Below are 17903 nucleotides of genomic sequence, written 5' to 3' on the forward strand. Positions count from 1 at the left end.
TCCCCTGAGGGAGACGGCCTTCGATGTGTTGTGGAGCTACGGAGAATTGAACTCCGGACCTCTTGCATGCCATGCAAGCGCTCTACCAACTGAGCTACAGCCCCGCGTGCCGCACGGTCCTGACGGACCGCCGAAGCGGAGTGGAGCTACGGAGAATCGAACTCCGGACCTCTTGCATGCCATGCAAGCGCTCTACCAACTGAGCTACAGCCCCGCACCCGAGGATTTCCCCGCCTGCCTTCCGGCCTGCGTTCTTTCCTGCGAACGAGGAAGACTCTAGCTGGTCAGGGCCGGAACTGCGAAATCCGGGCCCCGCTCAGGTCTCGTCGCCGATCACCGGCTGCGGGAGGGTGCCCGCGTTGTGCTCCAGCAGCCGCCAGCCACGCGCGCCCTGTCCGAGCACCGACCAGCAGCAGTTGGAGAGACCGCCGAAGCGCTCCCACTGGACCGGCTCCAGGTCGAGCAGCCGCCCGAGCATGGTGCGGATCGTCCCGCCGTGGCTCACCACCACCAAGGTGCCGTCCTCCGGCAGCTTCTCCACCGCCGCCAGCACCACCGGGACGGACCGGTCGGCCACCTCGGTGCTCAGCTCGCCGCCGCCGCGCCGGACCGGCTCGCCGAGCGCCCAGGCGTCGTACTGCTCCGGGAACCGGGCCCGGATCTCCGCGTTGGTCAGCCCCTGCCAGTCACCGGCGTAGGTCTCCCGCAGGCCCTCGTGGTGGTCCACCTCGAGGCCGGTGACCTTGGCCAGCTCGGCGGCGGTCCGCCGGGCGCGCTTGAGGTCGGAGGAGATCAGCAGGTCCGGCCGGAGACCGGAGAGCAGCTTCGCCGCCCGCTGGGCCTGGAAGACGCCCTGGTCGGTCAGCTCGATGTCGGTGCTGCCCTGGAACCTCGACTCGAGGTTCCAGGAAGTCTGGCCGTGCCGCCAGAAGACGATGCGCGGACCCCGCGCCTTGCCGCTCAGCTCTCGTCCTCGGAGAGCGCGTTGCCCGCGGCGTCGGTGACGGCGTTCTCCGGACGGTTCCGGGTGGCCATCGCCTCGGCCGGCACGGGCAGCTCGGGGCAGTCCTTCCACAGGCGGTCGAGCGAGTAGAAGGAGCGCTCCTCGGAGTGCTGGACGTGCACCACGATGTCCAGGTAGTCCAGCAGGATCCAGCGACCCTCGCGCTCGCCCTCGCGGCGGACCGGCTTGATGTCCAGCTGCTCGCGCAGCTGCTCCTCGATCTCCTCGGCGATCGCCTTCACCTGGCGGTCGTTGTTGGCCGAGGCGATCAGGAAGGCGTCGGTGATCGACAGCACCTCGCTGACGTCGAAGGCGATGATGTCGTGGGCCAGCTTGTCGGCCGCCGCGAGGGCGGCGACGTTGATGAGGTCCTGGCTGTGCTCGGTGGCAGTCACGGTGTTCTTCCGGCTCGTCCTATGAGATTCGCCTTCCAGGATCTCACGAACCCGCCCGGGCCCCGGTCGGTCGGATCGGGGCCCGGCTCCGGCACACCGTCCGCTACTGCGGCTTGGGCGCCTGGTAGTCCTTGCCGAGCACCACCACGAGGTCCGCGTTCTGCGCGGTGGTGACCTTCTTCACCGCGGTGTCCTTGAGCCCGAGGCTCAGGGCCAGCTGCTGGGCGACCGGCAGCTTGGCGTCGTCGGTGTAGCGGATCTCGCTGGCCGCCTGGGCCGGGGCCTTGGCGCCGCTGGGCAGCAGCTCCAGGCCCGCGTTGGTGATCTGGCTGCCGGCCGTGTTGGCCGCCTCGTCGACCCCGGAGCCGTTCAGCACCGAGACCCGGGTGACCTTGTTCGCGGCCGCCGCGTTCTTCACCGTGCCGCCGAGCACGTCCTTGACCTGCTTGCCGGCGGTGGCCTCGTCCAGTGTGCCGTCCGGCTGCACCGAGAGGGCGCCGGTGGTGAGGTGGTTCTCCTTGGCGTACTGGGCCAGCTGCACCAGCACCCCGGCCAGGGCCGGCTCCGGCAGCGAGGGGTCGGGCACCGCGCCGACCCGGTGCACCAGGTCCTGCGCCTCCTTGAGGTCCGTGGGCATCACCCGGAGCACCGCGTCCAGCACCTGCCCGAACCGGGCCAGCTGGGCGTCGGTGGTCTCCCCCGGCGCCTGGTAGGTGGCGTACGCCACGGCGGCCTGCGCGGTCAGCGAGACCGCCTTGCCGGCCGGGGCCAGCTCCTTGCCCGCGGGCTGGTTGCCCTCCCGGACCGCCGCGTTGGTGTCCACCTTGATCCCGCCGAGCTGGGCCACCAGCAGCAGCAGGTACGGGGTGTCCAGCCGCCAGGTCCCGGCGACCGGGGCGCCGAGCACCGTGGTCAGGCCCTCCCGGGTGCCGGAGGCGCCGGTGGCGTCCAGCGACTTGCCGAGCGTCTCGGTGGCCGAGATCCCGGAGCTGGGCAGCTTGAGGCCGTCCGGCAGCAGCAGTACCGAGGCCTTCCGGCCGGACTGGTCGTTCACCAGCAGCGCGCTGGTGACCTTGCCCTGAAGGTCCCTCAGGTGCACCACGTTCACCGTCCGGCCGCCGGCCGCGACGGCCGCCGAGCCGGGCCCGCCCAGATCGCCCTGCCACCAGAGGTAGCCCGCCGTGCCGCCCGCCACCAGCACCAGCGCGAGCCCGGCGCCGAGCAGCCGGTTGCGCAGCTTGCGACGGCGCTCGTCCCGGCGCTCGGTCCTCGACTCGGCGAACTTCAGCCAGTCGATGACGTCCTCGGACTGCTCCGCCTCCTCGTCCACGAAGGTGAACTCACCGGTCGGGTAGTCCTGCTCCGGGGCGGCGGCCTTCCGGGCCTGCGGAGGCACGGCCGTCACCGGCGGCTCGGCCACGGGGGGCCGGACCGGCTGGACGGGCCGCACCTGCACGGGCTGCACCGGGGCCACCGGCGGCGGCGCGGGCTGCTGGTACGCGGGCTGCTGCTGGTACGGGTCCTGGACGTACTGCTGCGGCCGGCCGTAGGCGTCGTAGTACACCTGGGGCTGCTGCGGCTGCTGGTAGTACTGCTGCTGGTACGGGTCCTGGACGTACTGCTGCGGCTGACCGTAGGCGTCGTAGTACACCTGCGGCTGCTGGTACTCCGGCGGCTGCTCCTGGTAGGGCTCCTGCGGGTACCACTCCTGGTTGCCGTGCTCCTCGGGACCCGTCACGCCGTACCTCCCCGCGCGTACAGCGCCCGCTTGTCGATGTACCGGACCACACCGTCCGGGACCAGGTACCAGACCGGGTCGCCCTTGGCGACCCTGACCCGGCAGTCGGTCGAGGAGATGGCCAGCGCCGGCACCTCGACCAGCGAGACCCCGCCGGCCGGCAGACCGGCGTCGGAGAGCACGTGGCCGGGGCGGGTGCAGCCGATGAAGTGGGCCAGCGAGAACAGCTCCTCGGAGTCCCGCCAGGACAGGATCTGGGACAGCGCGTCGGCGCCGGTGATGAAGAACAGGTCCGCGGCCGGGTGCAGCGCCCGCAGGTCGCGCAGGGTGTCCACGGTGTACGTCGGGCCCTGCCGGTCGATGTCGATCCGGCTGACCGAGAACTGCGGGTTCTCCGCCGTGGCGATCACCGTCATCAGGTAACGGTCCTCGGCCGGCGTCACCACGCGGTCGCTCTTCTGCCACGGCTGCCCGGTCGGCACGAAGATCACCTCGTCGAGGTGGAACGCGCTCGCCACCTCACTGGCGGCGACCAGGTGCCCGTGGTGGATCGGGTCGAAAGTGCCACCCATCACGCCGAGGCGCTTACGTGCCCGCACTCCGGGGGTCTCGGCCTGCTGTCCCATGCCGCCACACCTTACGCGAACCCCGTTGCGGCCGGGCAAGCCCGCCCGGCCGCCGGAACGACGCTGCTCAGCGGTCGCGGTTGAAGCGGGTGGTGATCCAGAGCAGCAGCAGCAGGATGCCCAGGCCGGCGCCGCCGGTCAGGTACGGGCTGAGGCTCTCGTGGTTGCCGCCCTCGGAGGCGCCTTCGGCCAGCTTGGTCAGGAGGGGCAGTGCGGAAGTGCTCATGGTCGGCAGGACCTTCTCGACTCGGTGAGGGGGCTCGGGATTCTCTGCGCGCTCATCGTACGGGGGTGGCGCACGCAACCGCGCGGCGCCCCACCGCGTCTGACTCCGCGTGGGCGCTCGGACGCGGTGTCAGTTGTCGCGTCCGGCCCGGGCCAGTGCCCAGACCAGCAGGCCGATGCCGACCACGGAGCCGATCAGGACGATCCGCAGGAACAGCCCGGGCCCCGGCTCGGTGGAGACCGGTCCGGCCAGCTGGGCGAAAGTGGCGGGGTTCATCAGCGGTCTCTCCTCGGTCCGTTCGGCTCGGCCCCAGCGTAGACCCGGACGTTCCGGACATCGGACGGCGCCCCCGGGCGTACCGTGGCCGGCGGGGACGAGTACGCGCCAACGGACGTTGTAGCGAACAGCAGCGGGGGCCGGGCAGAGCCGGTGCCGGCGTCGAGCAGGAGGTACTCAGCACATGACGGACATGACCAAGGACAACACGCCGAGCCGCCGCCGTGAACGCTTCCCCGGGATCTCCACCCGGGCCTGGGAGCACCCGGCCGACCGCTCGGCGCTGGTCGCCCTGCGGAAGCTCTCCGGCTTCGACGAGATCCTGAAGAAGCTGGCCGGCCTGGTCTCCGAGCGCAGCGTCCGGCTGATGTTCCTGGCCACCGCCGTCCGCACGTCGGAGCGTCAGTTCCCCGAGCTGCACGCGATGGTGCGGGACGCGGCCTACATCCTGGACCTGGAGCAGGTCCCCGACCTGTACGTCACCCAGGACCCGACGGTCAACGCGATGTGCATCGGGATGGACGCCCCGATCATCGTGGTCACCAGCGGCCTGGTCGACCTGCTGGACGAGGAGGAGCTCCGCGCGGTGATCGGCCACGAGGTCGGCCACGCGATGTCCGGCCACGCGGTCTACCGGACGATGCTGCTGATCCTCACCAACATCGCCACCCGGATCGCCTGGATCCCGCTCGGCACGCTGGCGATCACCGCCGTGATCACCGCGCTCAAGGAGTGGTTCCGCAAGGCCGAACTCTCCTGCGACCGCGCCGGTCTGCTGGCCGGTCAGGACCTGCAGGCCTCGATGCGCGGCCTGATGAAGCTGGCCGGCGGCCACAACCTGGCCGAGATGAACGTCGACGCCTTCCTGGAGCAGGCCGAGGAGTACGACAAGGCCGGCGACCTCCGGGACGGCGTGCTCAAGCTGCTCCAGGTCCTCCCGCAGACCCACCCCTTCGCGGTGGTCCGGGTCGCCCAGCTGAAGAAGTGGGCCGACAGCGACGACTACCGCTCCATCCTGGCCGGGGCCTACCCCCGCCGCACCGACGACCCGGACACCTCGGTCGGCGAGCAGTGGAAGGCGGCGGCCGACTCCTACGCCAAGTCCATGAAGGAGACCAAGGACCCGCTGATGGGCCTCATCCGCGACGTCGCCGGCGGCGCAGCCACCGTCGGCGGCAAGCTCCGCGACACCTTCACGGGGCCCCGCACCCCCAGCGAGTAGGCCCGGCCCGGGCACACGGCTCCGCCGACCTTTCGGCAGGGCGTTCAGTTGCACTGTCCAGGGGCTCGGGGAACTGCGAGGAGATCTGGCGCTCGGGTCACTGCGAAAGTGCCTGACCACCCACGCAACGGTGACCTTGCCAGGGTCGGCGTCGCCCACGCGGCGGAGCCGCACAACAGCAGAGCCCCGAGCCCCTGCTGTGCTGAGCCACCTGCCAACAGTTGCTCGCCCGTCTAAGGCTTGAGGACCCCGCACACCGCCCAGGCCGCCCGCGAGTGGTCGCCCGGGTCGGTGACGGCGGCCGAGGCGGTGCCGCCGAGCATCGGCTGGAGGTAGGCCGCCAGCCGGCTGTTGCACGGGGTCGGCCCCGCCTGGACGACCGAGTCGACCAGGCGGAGCCGGCCGGCCGCCAGGTCGGCCCGGTCGAACTCGAAGCGGAGCGCCCGCCGCACGGTGTGCAGCGTGACCGGCCCGCCCGGTGCGTCGGCGGGCCGGAGCGCGTAGACGAAGGTGTGGTCGGTGTCGATCTCCAGGACGCCCGCGTCCGCCTCGTCGATCGTCATCGCGCCGACCGCCTTCACGGTGTCCGTCGCCAGCGCCACCTTCGCGGGGTCGAAGCGGACCAGCCAGCCGGTGGCGGCGTGGTGCTGGTCGTCGCTGGGGGTGGCGGTGCTCTGGTCGTACTGGCTCTGCTGCCCGGGGGTGACCAGCCGGCGGGCATCCGCCGTCTCGCCGTGCACCAGGGTGTTCGGGGCCAGCGAGGAGATGCTCAGATAGCGCTGGACGGTGTCGAGCGCCCGGAGCACGTCGGCCCGGGTGAAGTGCACGGTGGCCGAACCGCCCGGGGTGCCGAGGCCGACGATGCCGTCCCGGTAGCTCGCGGGCAGAGCGGCGAACGGAGCGTTCGGGTCGGCGACCGGGGTGACGTCCGAACTCGGGGCCAAAGCCACCAGGCTGACGGTCAGTTGGCTGCCGCTGGGGCGGCCGGACTGCGGCTGGGGCGCGGCGACGCCGAAGTACACCGCCGCCGCGAAGGCCAGCACCACCAGCAGCAACAGGGCCAGCGCCTGCCGCGACAGCGTGCCGAACAGCCCGCGTCGGCGCACCGCACGAGGGTGGTTGCCCCCCAGTCGTTCCCGGGCCGAGAACTCCTGGATCCGGGCAGCTCGGACGAACGACTCGTCGAAGACGACGGATCGGTACTCGTCCTCGTTACCGGAACCACCGTCGGGCGTACCCTCCGGAGGCTCGACCGGGTCACCCATGACTCAAGGGTAGAGCCGGTGTTGGCGCGCCACGAGAGGCTGTACGTAACTTCTTCGTAGCTGCCGGTGAGCTGCCGCCGGACCGCCGGTCACCGGCTCAGCGGCTGATCGAGACCGTCACCGGCGGTGCCTGCGAGGTTTCACCACGTGGCGGTGCCCCGCTGGTGCTGGTGCCGGTCTCCGGGCGGCTGGCGGGCTGCTCCCCGCCACCGGTGCCCCGGTAGATCGCGGCCACCGCGACGGCCACCACGCTGACGCCCATCACCACCGCGAGCACCCAGGCGACCGGGCGGTGCCAGCGCTGCTGGGCGACCTGCCGGCCGCCGGCCGCGCGACCGGGGTCGAAGCCGTCCGCCCGGCTCCAGCGCAGCCGCCGGGCGGCCCGGCCGGCCGACCAGGGGTCGGTGTAGAGCCGGTCGTCGTCCAGACCGCTCGGGTGCGGGCGCAGCTCCAGCGGCAGCCCGTCCGTCGCGGTGAACTCCGGGACCCGGCCGAGGGCCACCGTGTCGGGCTCGAACCTCGCGTCGGCGGCGGCCAGCTGCCGCTCCTCGGCGCTCGGCTCGTGCACGGCGGCGGACCGGATGAATGCCTCGTCAAGGACCACGGTGGCGAACTCGTCGTCCGCACCACCGTGGTCGGCGCCGTCGGAGTACGGCGAGCCCCCCACGTCCTCAGCCACGGATTCAATGTATTACCGGGCGGGGGTTTTGTCTGTGGGTCCCGATAGTTCATCTGAGGACGGCCGCCCGGGGGCCCGGCCGGCGGCCGGCCGGCGTCAGCCGTTCGTACCACCCACGGTGGGCGTAGCGCCGCCCCGGACGTGGCCGTCACCGGTGACGATGTACTTGGTCGAGGTCAGCTCGGGCAGCCCCATCGGACCGCGCGCGTGCAGCTTCTGGGTGGAGATGCCGATCTCGGCGCCGAACCCGAACTCACTCCCGTCGGTGAACCGGGTCGAGGCGTTGACCGCCACCGTGGTGGAGTCGACCAGCTGGGTGAAGCGGCGGGCGGCGGCCTGCGAGGTGGTCACGATCGCCTCGGTGTGGCCCGAGGACCAGCGGCGGATGTGCGCGACGGCGGCGTCCAGCGAGGGCACCACGGCGGCCGCGATGTCGTACGAGAGGTACTCGGTCTCCCAGTCCTCCTCGGTCGCGGGCAGCACGGTGGCCGCCGAGCCCTCGGCGGCCTTCAGCACCGCGTCGTCGCCGTGCACGGTGACCCCGGCCTCGGCCAGCGCGGCCAGCGCGAGCGGCAGGAAGGCGTCCGCGACGTCCTGGTGGACCAGCAGGGTCTCGGCGGTGTTGCAGACGCTGACCCGCTGGGCCTTGGAGTTCAGCAGGATGCCGACCGCCATCGCCAGGTCGGTGTCGGCGTCCACGTAGACGTGGCAGTTGCCGGTGCCGGTCTCGATCACCGGCACGGTGGAGCCCTCGACCACGGTCTTGATCAGCGAGGCGCCGCCGCGCGGGATCAGCACGTCCACCAGGCCGCGGGCCCGCATCAGCTCCTGCACCGACTCCCGGCTCTCGCCGGGCACCAGCTGGATCACGTCGGCGGGCAGCCCCGCCCCGGCCACCGCGTCCCGGAGCACCCCGACCAGCGCGGTGTTGGAGCGGTAGGCGGAGGCCGAGCCGCGCAGCAGCACCGCGTTGCCGGACTTCAGGCAGAGCGCGGCGGCATCCACCGTGACGTTGGGCCGGGCCTCGTAGATGATGCCCACCACGCCCAGCGGGACCCGGATCTGACGCACGTCCAGACCGTTCGGCAGCGTGTAGCCCCGGATCACCTCGCCGACCGGGTCGGGCAGGCCGACCACCGAGCGGACGTCGGCGGCGATCGCCGCGATCCGCTCGTCGGTGAGCGTGAGCCGGTCGATCACCGACTCCGCGGTGCCGGCCGCCCGGGCCTTCGCCACGTCCTCGGCGTTGGCGGCGGTGATCTCCGCCGCCCGGGCGAGCAGCGCGTCGGCGATCGCCAGCAGCGCGGCGTCCTTCACCGAACGCGGCAGCGGGGCGAGCGCGGCGGCCGCCTCACGGGCACGGCGCGCGACGGCGAGGACGGGGCTGTCGGTGGTCTGGTCGCTGGTCATGCGGCAAGCCTAGCGACTGCGCCCGCCCGCCCGGAGCTGCCGATCGAGCACTGAGACACCGCTAGTACGGGTGCACCCCGCCCAGGTGCGGCGGCGGATCGCCGAAGCCCTCCGCGATCCGCTTGTGGTAGGTCGGACGGTCCACCACCTCGAGGCCGACGATCTCCCACGGCGGTAAGTTCGCGGTGCTCTTGTGCTCGCCCCAGAGCCGGAGCGCGATCGCGGCGGCGTCGTGCAGGTCCCGGGCCTGCTCCCAGTAGCGGATCTCGGCGTGGTCGGCGGCGTAACGGGCCGTCAGGAAGAACGAGTGGTCGTGGGCCAGCTGTTCGAGCCCGGCGCGCAGCTCGGCGAGCGGGATGACCTTGCCCGCCACGCTCAGCACGACGTGCCAGAGCCGCGGTTGCTCCTCCTCCGGGAGCTCGGCCCGGTCGTGCAACTGGCGTACGGTGGCCCGGGGTTCCTCGGGTACCTGTTCGCCCCGGCCGCCGTCGATGCTGGTCAGCCTTCGTCCCACCGGCGGCCTCCTGTTCGGCGACGTCGTGTCCTGGCCGCTGCGGACGGCCCAGGGGTCGGGCCCGTCAGCCGCGCAGGATGACCAGGTCGTCGCGGTGGATGACCTCGCGCTCGTACGCGGCACCGAGCTCCTGGGCCAGCTCCCTGGTGGACCGGCCGAGCAGACGGGGCAACTCCCTCGCATCAAAGTTGACCAGCCCACGGGCGACGATGTGGCCGTTTTCGCCAAGAAGGTCCACCGGATCACCGGCGGAGAAGTCGCCGTCCACCCGGGTCACCCCGGCGGGCAGCAGCGACTTGCCGCCGGAGACCACCGCCTCGACCGCGCCCGGGTCCAGCTGGAGGGCACCGCGCGGGCTGCTGGCGTGCTCCAGCCAGAGCAGCCGGTCGGCGGACCGGCTGCCGGTGCGCAGGAACAGGGTGCCGGTCGGCCGGCCCGCCAGCGCGTCGGCGGCCTGGCTGGCGGCGGTCAGCACCACCGGGATGCCGGCGCCGGTGGCGATCCGGGCGGCCTCCACCTTGGTGACCATGCCGCCGGTGCCGACGCCGGCCTTGCCGGAGCTGCCGATCTCGATCCCGTCCAGGTCCTGCGGACCGCTGACCTGGTCGATCCGGCTGGTGCCGGGCTTGCTCGGGTCACCGTCGTACAGGCCGTCCACGTCGGAGAGCAGCACCAGCAGGTCGGCCCGGACCAGGTGGGCGACCAGCGCGGCCAGCCGGTCGTTGTCGCCGAACTTGATCTCGGCGGTGGCCACCGTGTCGTTCTCGTTGACGATCGGCATCGCGCCCATCGCGAGCAGCTGGTCCAGCGTCCGGTAGGCGTTCCGGTAGTGCGCCCGGCGGCTGGCGTCCTCGGCGGTCAGCAGCACCTGGCCGACCCGGACCCCGTACCGGGCGAACGAGGCGGTGTAGCGGGCGACCAGCAGGCCCTGGCCGACGCTGGCGGCGGCCTGCTGGCGGGCCAGGTCCGGCGGGCGGCGGTCCAGCCCGAGCGGGGCCAGGCCGGCCGCGATCGCGCCGGAGGAGACCAGCACGATCTCGGGGGCGGCGGGCTGGCTGCGGGCCTTGGCCAGGGTGTCGACCAGTGCGTCCACCCGGTCCGCGTCGAGCCCGCCGGCAGCGGTGGTGAGCGAGGAGGAGCCGACCTTGACCACGATGCGGCGTGCGGTCAGCACCTCCTGACGCAGGGTCTGGTCCGTCATCGGGCATTGCCTCCACAGGAGAATCGACGGGTCGTAATCTACGCGATCCGGACCCTCGCCCCCGACGGCCTTTCAGCCCGTGGACACGCCACAGGGGCGTGGGCGGCCGGTCGGCTGCCCACGCCCCTGTGGCGGCGAGCGAGTTACTCCTCGTCGCCGGAGTCGTCCACGTCCAGCGCCGGGCGCTTGCTGGAGAGCGCCTCGAAGGCGAGGAACTCGTCCTCGGCCGAGTCGCGCAGCTTCTGCTTGTCGCGGCGGCGGTCCAGCGCGGGGCGCTGGGTGTCCAGACGGTGGTCCTCGCCACGACGGCCGAGCATCTCGGCACCGGCGGCCAGGGTCGGCTCCCAGTCGAAGACCACGGCGTTCTCGTCCGGGCCGATGATGACGGTGTCGCCCTCGGTGGCACCGACCTTCCAGAGCTGGTCCTCGACGCCGAGCCGGGCCAGCCGGTCGGCCAGGTAGCCGACCGCCTCGTCGTTGGAGAAGTCGGTCTGCCGGACCCAGCGCTCGGGCTTGAGGCCGCGGACGCGGAACGCGCCGTCCTCCTCGGTGACGGTGAAGCCGGCGTCGTCCACGGCGGTCGGCCGCAGCACGATCCGGGTGGCCTCCTGGAGCGGCTTGGCGGCCCGCGCCTCGGCGACGATCTGCGCCATCGCGTAGTTGAGCTCGCGCAGGCCCGCCCGGGAGGCGGCGGAGACCTCGAAGACGCGGTAGCCGCGCTCCTCCAGCGAGGCCCGGGTCAGGTCGGCGATGTCCTGGCCGTCCGGCACGTCGATCTTGTTGAGCGCGACCAGGCGCGGACGGTCCTCGAGACCGCCGTACTGGGCGAGCTCGGCCTCGATGGTCTCGAGGTCGGTGAGCGGGTCACGGCCCGGGTCCAGGGTCGCGCAGTCCAGCACGTGCACCAGGACGGTGCAGCGCTCGACGTGGCGGAGGAACTCCAGGCCAAGACCGCGGCCCTGGCTGGCGCCGGGGATCAGGCCGGGGACGTCGGCGACGGTGTAGACCGTCTCGCCCGCGGTGACCACACCGAGGTTGGGGATCAGGGTGGTGAACGGGTAGTCGGCGATCTTCGGCTTGGCGGCCGAGATCACCGAGATGAGCGAGGACTTGCCCGCACTCGGGTAACCGACCAGGGCGACGTCGGCGACGGACTTGAGCTCCATCACGATGTCGCGGGCCTCGCCGGGCTCGCCGAGCAGCGCGAAGCCGGGGGCCTTGCGGCGGGACGAGGCGAGGGCCGAGTTGCCGAGACCGCCACGGCCACCGGCCGCGGCGATGAAGCTGGTCCCGTGACCGACCAGGTCGGCCAGCACGTTGCCCTGCTTGTCCATCACCACGGTGCCGTCCGGCACCGGCAGGATCAGGTCCCCACCGGTCGAACCGGTGCGGTGAGCACCCGCACCCGGCTTGCCGTTGGTGGCCTTGCGCTTGGGCGAGTGGTGGTACTCCAGCAGAGTGGTGACCTGGGCGTCGACGATGAGGATGACGCTGCCACCCTCACCGCCGTTGCCGCCGTCGGGCCCGCCGAGCGGCTTGAACTTCTCCCGGTGAACGGAGGCGCAGCCGTGGCCCCCGTTACCCGCGGCGACATGCAGTTCGACGCGGTCCACGAAGGTGGTCATGGGGTGTGCCTCCAGATAGGGAAAAACAGTCTCTGCTTCAAAGCATGGAGGGTGGACCGGAAAATTCCGGTCCACCCTCCATGTGAATTCCGACGCAGGGTCAGAATCAGGCCTCGACGGCCACGATGTTCACAACGCGACGACCGCGGTGGGTGCCGAACTGCACCGCACCGGCGTTCAGCGCGAACAGGGTGTCGTCGCCACCGCGACCGACGCCCGCACCCGGGTGGAAGTGGGTGCCACGCTGGCGGACCAGGATCTCGCCGGCGCTGACGACCTGACCGCCGAAGCGCTTCACGCCGAGGCGCTGGGCGTTCGAGTCACGGCCGTTCCGGGTAGAGCTTGCGCCCTTCTTGTGTGCCATCTCGCTATCCCCTTACTTGCTGACGGAGTCGATGCTGGTGATCCGGACAGCGGTGTGGCGCTGACGGTGGCCCTGGCGGCGACGGTAACCGGTCTTGTTCTTGTAGCGCAGGATGATGATCTTCTCACCCTTGGTGTGGTCGACCACCTCGGCGTGAGCCTTCACGCCGGCGAGGACCCACGGGTCGGAGGTGACATCGTCACCGTCGACGACCAGGATGGTCGAGAGCTCCACCGAGTCACCCGGCTTGACGTCAACACGGTCAATCTCCAGCACGTCGCCGACGGCGACCTTGTGCTGGCGGCCGCCTGCGCGAACGATCGCGTACATGCGGTACCTGCTTTCTCTAACTCGATCGGAACTCTCGATGCCAGCCACCTGGGTACGGACACAGGCGGCCTCCCCCTCACTTCGAGAAGCGCGGGAGGTGATTTGCTCGGGAGCGCGGCGTCAGACACGCCAAGGGTCAAGAATACGGACCGGCACCCACTTGGGCAAACCGGGCCCTACCGGGGTCGGGGCGGCCCGTACGGACCGCCCCGACCCAAGGGCTTACTCAGCCGCCGAATCACCCTCGGCGGCCGCGGCCTTCTTGGCCGCCGCGCTGGTCCGCTTGGTGGCGGTCTTGCGGGCGGTGGTCTTCTTCGCGGCCACGGTCTTCTTGGCCGCGACGGCCTTCTTGGCCGGAGCCTTGCGGGCCGCGCGCTTCTTCGGCGCGGGCTCCTCCTCGGCCGCCGGCTCCTCGACGACGGGCAGCTCGGCCTCGGCCGGCGACTCCTCGACGACGGTCTCGGCCACCGGCTCGGCGACGGGCTCCTCGACCACGGCCGGGGTGGCGGCAGCCGTCAGGGCGGCCTCCATCGCGGCCTCGGCGCGGGCCTGCAGCACCACGATCTCGGCCCCGCCCGGCGCACCGGCCGGAGCGGTCGCCTTGCGGACCGCCCGACGACGGGTCCGGCCGGCCGGAGCGGCCGGGGCCGCCTCGATCTCGACCAGGTCGACCTGCGGCGCGGGCTGCTCGGCCACGACCGGCGCCTCGACCACGGTCTCGGCGGCCTCGACGGCCTCCGGGACGGCGATCTCCAGCTGCTCGGAGCCGTTCGGGATGACCTCGAACTCCTCGTGGTCGTGCTCGTCCTCGACCGACTCGACGGCCTCGGAGACCTGGTGCGACTCCTCCTGCGAGGTGCCGCCCTTGCCCCGGCGACGGCGCTTCGAGGCACCCGCCGCAGCGGCCTCGCCCGAGGTGCCGACCGGGCCACCGCCGCCGCCCACCGAGGTGGGCTGCTCCATGTGGACGATCACGCCGCGGCCGTTGCAGTGCACGCAGGACTCGGAGAAGGACTCCAGCAGGCCCTGGCCGACCCGCTTGCGGGTCATCTGCACCAGGCCCAGCGAGGTGACCTCGGCCACCTGGTGCTTGGTCCGGTCCCGGCCCAGGCACTCCAGCAGTCGACGCAGCACCAGGTCCCGGTTGGACTCCAGCACCATGTCGATGAAGTCGATCACGATGATGCCGCCGAGGTCACGGAGCCTCAGCTGACGGACGATCTCCTCGGCCGCCTCGATGTTGTTCCGGGTGACGGTCTCCTCGAGGTTGCCGCCCTGGCCGACGAACTTGCCGGTGTTGACGTCGACCACGATCATCGCCTCGGTCCGGTCGATCACCAGCGAACCGCCGCTGGGCAGCCAGACCTTGCGGTCCAGCGCCTTCATCAGCTGCTCGTCGATCCGGTAGGTGGCGAACACGTCCACGTCCGAGGTCCACCGCTGCAGACGCTCGGTCAGGTCCGGCGCCACGTTGGTGACGTACTCGTGGATGGTGTTCCACGCCTCCGAGCCGGAGACGATGACCTTGGTGAAGTCCTCGTTGAAGATGTCGCGGACGACCCGGACGGTCATGTCCGGCTCGCCGTACAGCAGCGCCGGGGCGTTGCCGGTGGCGGCCTTCTTCTGGATCTCCTCCCACTGCGCCTGCAGGCGCTGCACGTCGCGGGTCAGCTCGTCCTCGCTGGCGCCCTCGGCGGCGGTGCGCACGATCACGCCCGCGTCGTCCGGGACGATCTTCTTGAGGATCTGCTTGAGGCGCGCGCGCTCGTTCTCCGGGAGCTTGCGGCTGATGCCGGTCATCGAGCCCTCGGGCACGTAGACCAGGTAGCGGCCGGGCAGCGAGATCTGGCTGGTCAGCCGGGCGCCCTTGTGGCCGATCGGGTCCTTGGAGACCTGGACCAGCACGGACTGGCCGGACTTAAGCACCGACTCGATCCGGCGCGGGCCGCCGTGGCCGCCCAGCGCACCGAAGTTGACCTCACCGGCGTACAGCACCGCGTTGCGGCCCTTGCCGATGTCGACGAAGGCGGCCTCCATCGACGGCAGCACGTTCTGGACCTTGCCCAGGTAGACGTTGCCGACGTACGAGGTGGCCTGCTCCTTGTTCACGTAGTGCTCGACCAGCACGTTGTCCTCGAGGACACCGATCTGGGTGCGCAGGCCGTTCTGACGGACCACCATGACCCGCTCGACCGACTCCCGGCGGGCCAGGAACTCGGCCTCGGTGATGATCGGCACCCGGCGGCGGCCCAGCTCGCGGCCCTCACGGCGGCGCTGCTTCTTGGCCTCCAGACGGGTGGAGCCCTTGATCGACTGCACCTCGTCCGGGTCGAAGGCCGGCTCGGTCGAACGGCGGCGCGGCTCGCGGACCTTGACGACGGTTCGGACGCCGTCCTCGGTGGTCTCGGCGGCCAGCTCGACGCCACCACCGCTGTCGCCACTGCGACGACGACGGCGACGGCGACGGCGGGACGAGGCCAGGCCACCGGCCAGGTCGTCCTCGTCGTCCTCCTCGGCGTCGTCCTCGGGCTCCTCGACGGGAGCGGCGGCGGCCGGCTCGGTGCCCTGCTCGGCCTCGAACTCCTCGGCCTCACCGCGACGGCGGCGACGGCCGCCCCGGCGGCGACGGCGGGACGGACGGTCGTCCTCCCACTCGCCCTCGACCTCGGCCTCGGGGCCGGCGGTCACCTCGACGGGCGCCTCCTCGACCACGGCCGGGGCCTCGGCCTTGGGCACCTCGCGGACCGGCTGCGGCTGCTCGACCCGGGCCTGCTCGACCCGGGCCTGCTCGACCCGGGGCTGCTCGACCCGGGGCTCCGGGCGGCTCTCCTGACGGGCTTCCTGGCGGGCCTCGTGACGGCCACCCCGGGACTGGCGCGACGGGGTCTGCACCCGGACCTGCTGACGGGTGCGACGGCGACGGCCGACCCCGCTGTACTCGAACTCGTCCTCCTCCTGGGTCGTCGCGGCCGGGGCGGCGGCGGGCGCGGCCGGAGCGGCAGCGGCGGCCGGGGCACTCACGGCGGCGGCCGGAGCGACGACCGGGGCGGCGGGGGCGACGTAGGGCGCGGGCTCCTGGAAGACCGGGGCCTGGAAGATCGCGGTGGACGGGCGGACCGCACGGCGGCGGGCCCGCGGCGGGGCGGCGTCCTCGACCACCGGGGCGGGCTCGGCGACCACGGCCGGGGCCTCGGCCACCGGCTCCTCGGCCGGAGCCTCGGGCTCCTCCTCAACGACCGGCTCCTCGGCCATCACCGGGGCGGCCTCGACCACCCGGCGACGGCGGGGGCGACGCGGCGGGGCGGCGTCCTCGACCACCGGGGCGGGCTCCTCGGCGACGACCGGGGCCTCGGCCACCGGCTCGACCACGGGGGTCTCCCCGACGGCGACCGGGGCGGTCTCGGCCCGCTTGCGGGGAGTGCGACGGGCCCGGACGGGCTTCTCCGGCGCGGGCTCCTCGGCCACGGCCTCGACCGGGGCGGGCACCTCGACGACGGTCTCGACCGCGTCCGGCGCACCGGCCGGGGACTCCACGCGCTTGCGGGCCCGACGGGCCCGCACCGGCTTCTCGGGGGCGGGCTCCTCGGCGACGGCCGGGGCCTCCTGGGTCTCGGCCGGCAGGACCGTCTCGGCGGTCTCCGCGGCGGCACCCTGCGGCGTACCCGCCGGGCGGGACACCGCGCGGCGCCGGCGGCGCGGCGGGGCCGCGCTGTCGTCGGCCGCGGACTGCTGCGGTTCGTTGTTCTCGTTCTCGAGCATGCGGGTGGATCTCCCGTCAGGCCCCCGGGCTCCGCATCCGGGCACGGCGCGACGCCGCTGGTTCCGGTCGGTCGCGAGCTTCGCGGGCCGACCTCCACGGCGTCGCCGTGCGGGACGCCGATGCCGCACAGGGGCTCGTAGTCTCGCTCGGCGCCCCGCACAGTGCGGGGTGTCGAAAGTCTTCTGGTTCTGACCAGTCTTCAAGTTTTATCCGGGCCGGTGCCGTCCCCCGTCCCGGATGGCTGCCGGAGGGGTCCTCGGGCCAACCGCCCATCCGGGGCGGCGGGCCACCAGGGGCTGGCCTGCGTTCGACGGCGCTCGCTCCCCTGGGGAGCCGCAGCGGCCCGGAGGGGACAGGCCCGGAGACCGGGCCGGCCCTCCTCCCGCTAGGCGGACGCAGGTGCGCGCGGCCCGGCGGCCTACAGGCCGGCCGGGGCCGCGGCGCGGTCGAGCGCCAGCGGGTCGGTCACCGTGCCGGTCTCCTCGTCGAGCGGCCCCTGCGCCAGCCTGGTCACCTCAGCGGGGACCGGCGGCGCCAGGTCGGCCGTCGCACGGAGACCGGACAAAACGTCGTCGGGTCGTACGGCGGGTGTGGCGTGTCGTACTACCAGCCGCAGTATCGCACAGGGATTGGTGCCACGAACATCGGCGGTACCGTCCGTGCCGGTCTCGTTACCATCGCCGACCTGCGGCGAAAGCAGTTCGAGTGCCGCGACGGGCCCGCGCGCGTCGAAGACCCGTACGCCGTTCTTGGTGAGGCGTTCGACCTCGACCCGTTCGGCGGCCAGGAAAGCGGTGATCGCCCGACCGGCCTCCTCGGGCGTGACCTGCTCCAATCGGACCTGCCACTCGGAGGCTTCCAGCCGCTCCACGAAGTTCGGGGTGCGGACCTCGACGGCGTCGGTGATGTCCAGACCGTCCGGCAGCGACTCGTCGAGCTGCGCGCGCAGCTGCTCCGGGTCGCGGAACTCGGCCAGGCCGATCTCCAGGTACTCGGCTTCGCTGGCCACCCCGGTCGGGGCGGCGTTGGCGTAGGAGACCTTCGGGTGCGGGGTGAATCCCGCCGAGTACGCCATCGGGACGGCCGAGCGGCGGAGCGCGCGCTCGAACGCCCGCTGGAAGTCACGGTGGCTGGTGAAGCGCAGACGGCCGCGCTTGGTGTACCGGAGACGGATGCGCTGCACCGTCGGCGCGGGCGGCGGACCGTCAGGCGTGCGGCGTGCCAGGGTCGCTCAGTCCTTAGTCAGTGGGCCGGTCCGGCCACTGCACC

At 72.4% G+C, this 17903-nt stretch carries 17 protein-coding genes and 2 tRNA genes; 1 reads left to right on the plus strand and 18 read right to left on the minus strand.

The window, feature by feature from the left end:
• Positions 1 to 31: 31 nt before the first annotated feature.
• The 8 genes from OHV05_RS10280 to OHV05_RS10315 all read right to left on the minus strand — a co-directional run bounded on the left by OHV05_RS10280 (position 32) and on the right by OHV05_RS10315 (position 4264).
• Positions 32 to 104 (minus strand) — tRNA-Ala (locus OHV05_RS10280).
• 37 nt (positions 105 to 141) lie between these two features.
• A tRNA-Ala gene (locus tag OHV05_RS10285) sits at positions 142 to 214 on the minus strand.
• Positions 215 to 316: 102 nt separating this feature from the next.
• Positions 317 to 964 carry a histidine phosphatase family protein gene (locus OHV05_RS10290; protein ID WP_403033750.1) on the minus strand — a complete coding sequence of 216 codons (648 nt, stop codon included), beginning with the start codon at positions 962 to 964 and terminating at the stop codon, positions 317 to 319.
• On the minus strand, positions 961 to 1398 hold the full coding sequence (gene rsfS / locus OHV05_RS10295) for a ribosome silencing factor (RefSeq protein ID WP_403033549.1): 438 nt from the start codon (positions 1396 to 1398) through the stop codon (positions 961 to 963). Before rsfS ends, OHV05_RS10290 begins: the two co-directional genes overlap by 4 nt.
• Positions 1399 to 1501: 103 nt before the next feature.
• Entirely contained in the window at positions 1502 to 3136 is a 1635-nt protein-coding gene (locus OHV05_RS10300; protein WP_405017411.1) for a LytR C-terminal domain-containing protein, read from the minus strand.
• Positions 3133 to 3762 (minus strand): nicotinate-nucleotide adenylyltransferase, encoded by a 630-nt coding sequence (gene nadD / locus OHV05_RS10305; RefSeq protein WP_405017412.1) that lies wholly within the window; start codon positions 3760 to 3762, stop codon positions 3133 to 3135. Before nadD ends, OHV05_RS10300 begins: the two co-directional genes overlap by 4 nt.
• 67 nt (positions 3763 to 3829) lie before the next feature.
• Positions 3830 to 3988 carry a hypothetical protein gene (locus tag OHV05_RS10310; protein WP_403033556.1) on the minus strand — a complete coding sequence of 53 codons (159 nt, stop codon included), beginning with the start codon at positions 3986 to 3988 and terminating at the stop codon, positions 3830 to 3832.
• A 129-nt stretch (positions 3989 to 4117) separates the two neighbouring features.
• Complete coding sequence (locus tag OHV05_RS10315) at positions 4118 to 4264, minus strand: hypothetical protein (RefSeq protein ID WP_405017413.1); 147 nt, start codon at positions 4262 to 4264, stop codon at positions 4118 to 4120.
• A 184-nt stretch (positions 4265 to 4448) separates the two neighbouring features.
• Here OHV05_RS10315 and OHV05_RS10320 point away from each other — a divergent pair, with 184 nt between their 5' ends.
• Positions 4449 to 5486, plus strand: a complete 1038-nt coding sequence (locus OHV05_RS10320; protein WP_403033562.1) for a M48 family metallopeptidase — start codon at positions 4449 to 4451, stop codon at positions 5484 to 5486.
• 233 nt (positions 5487 to 5719) lie between these two features.
• Here OHV05_RS10320 and OHV05_RS10325 read toward each other — a convergent pair whose 3' ends face one another.
• The 10 genes from OHV05_RS10325 to OHV05_RS10370 form a co-directional block, all read right to left on the minus strand.
• The gene (locus OHV05_RS10325) at positions 5720 to 6751 is read right to left on the minus strand and encodes a hypothetical protein (RefSeq protein ID WP_405017414.1); all 1032 of its coding nucleotides are present in this window, start codon (positions 6749 to 6751) and stop codon (positions 5720 to 5722) included.
• A 97-nt stretch (positions 6752 to 6848) separates the two neighbouring features.
• Positions 6849 to 7430 (minus strand): hypothetical protein, encoded by a 582-nt coding sequence (locus OHV05_RS10330; RefSeq protein ID WP_405017415.1) that lies wholly within the window; start codon positions 7428 to 7430, stop codon positions 6849 to 6851.
• A gap of 96 nt (positions 7431 to 7526) precedes the next feature.
• Positions 7527 to 8840, minus strand: a complete 1314-nt coding sequence (locus tag OHV05_RS10335) for a glutamate-5-semialdehyde dehydrogenase (RefSeq protein WP_405017416.1) — start codon at positions 8838 to 8840, stop codon at positions 7527 to 7529.
• Positions 8841 to 8901: 61 nt separating this feature from the next.
• Positions 8902 to 9354 (minus strand): hypothetical protein, encoded by a 453-nt coding sequence (locus OHV05_RS10340; RefSeq protein WP_405017417.1) that lies wholly within the window; start codon positions 9352 to 9354, stop codon positions 8902 to 8904.
• A 64-nt stretch (positions 9355 to 9418) separates the two neighbouring features.
• A complete protein-coding gene (proB, locus tag OHV05_RS10345) occupies positions 9419 to 10555 on the minus strand; it encodes a glutamate 5-kinase (protein WP_405017418.1) in 1137 nt (378 codons plus the stop codon).
• A gap of 143 nt (positions 10556 to 10698) precedes the next feature.
• Complete coding sequence (obgE, locus tag OHV05_RS10350) at positions 10699 to 12180, minus strand: GTPase ObgE (protein ID WP_405017419.1); 1482 nt, start codon at positions 12178 to 12180, stop codon at positions 10699 to 10701.
• A 106-nt stretch (positions 12181 to 12286) separates the two neighbouring features.
• Entirely contained in the window at positions 12287 to 12544 is a 258-nt protein-coding gene (rpmA, locus tag OHV05_RS10355; protein ID WP_057238555.1) for a 50S ribosomal protein L27, read from the minus strand.
• A gap of 12 nt (positions 12545 to 12556) precedes the next feature.
• Entirely contained in the window at positions 12557 to 12874 is a 318-nt protein-coding gene (gene rplU, locus OHV05_RS10360; protein WP_184919524.1) for a 50S ribosomal protein L21, read from the minus strand.
• 222 nt (positions 12875 to 13096) lie between these two features.
• Complete coding sequence (locus OHV05_RS10365) at positions 13097 to 16633, minus strand: Rne/Rng family ribonuclease (RefSeq protein WP_405017420.1); 3537 nt, start codon at positions 16631 to 16633, stop codon at positions 13097 to 13099.
• A 419-nt stretch (positions 16634 to 17052) separates the two neighbouring features.
• Positions 17053 to 17817, minus strand: a complete 765-nt coding sequence (locus tag OHV05_RS10370) for a TIGR03936 family radical SAM-associated protein (protein ID WP_405017421.1) — start codon at positions 17815 to 17817, stop codon at positions 17053 to 17055.
• Between the last annotated feature and the right edge of the window lie 86 nt (positions 17818 to 17903).

The organism is Kitasatospora sp. NBC_00070 (assembly GCF_045041205.1).
Lineage (GTDB): Bacteria > Actinomycetota > Actinomycetes > Streptomycetales > Streptomycetaceae > Kitasatospora.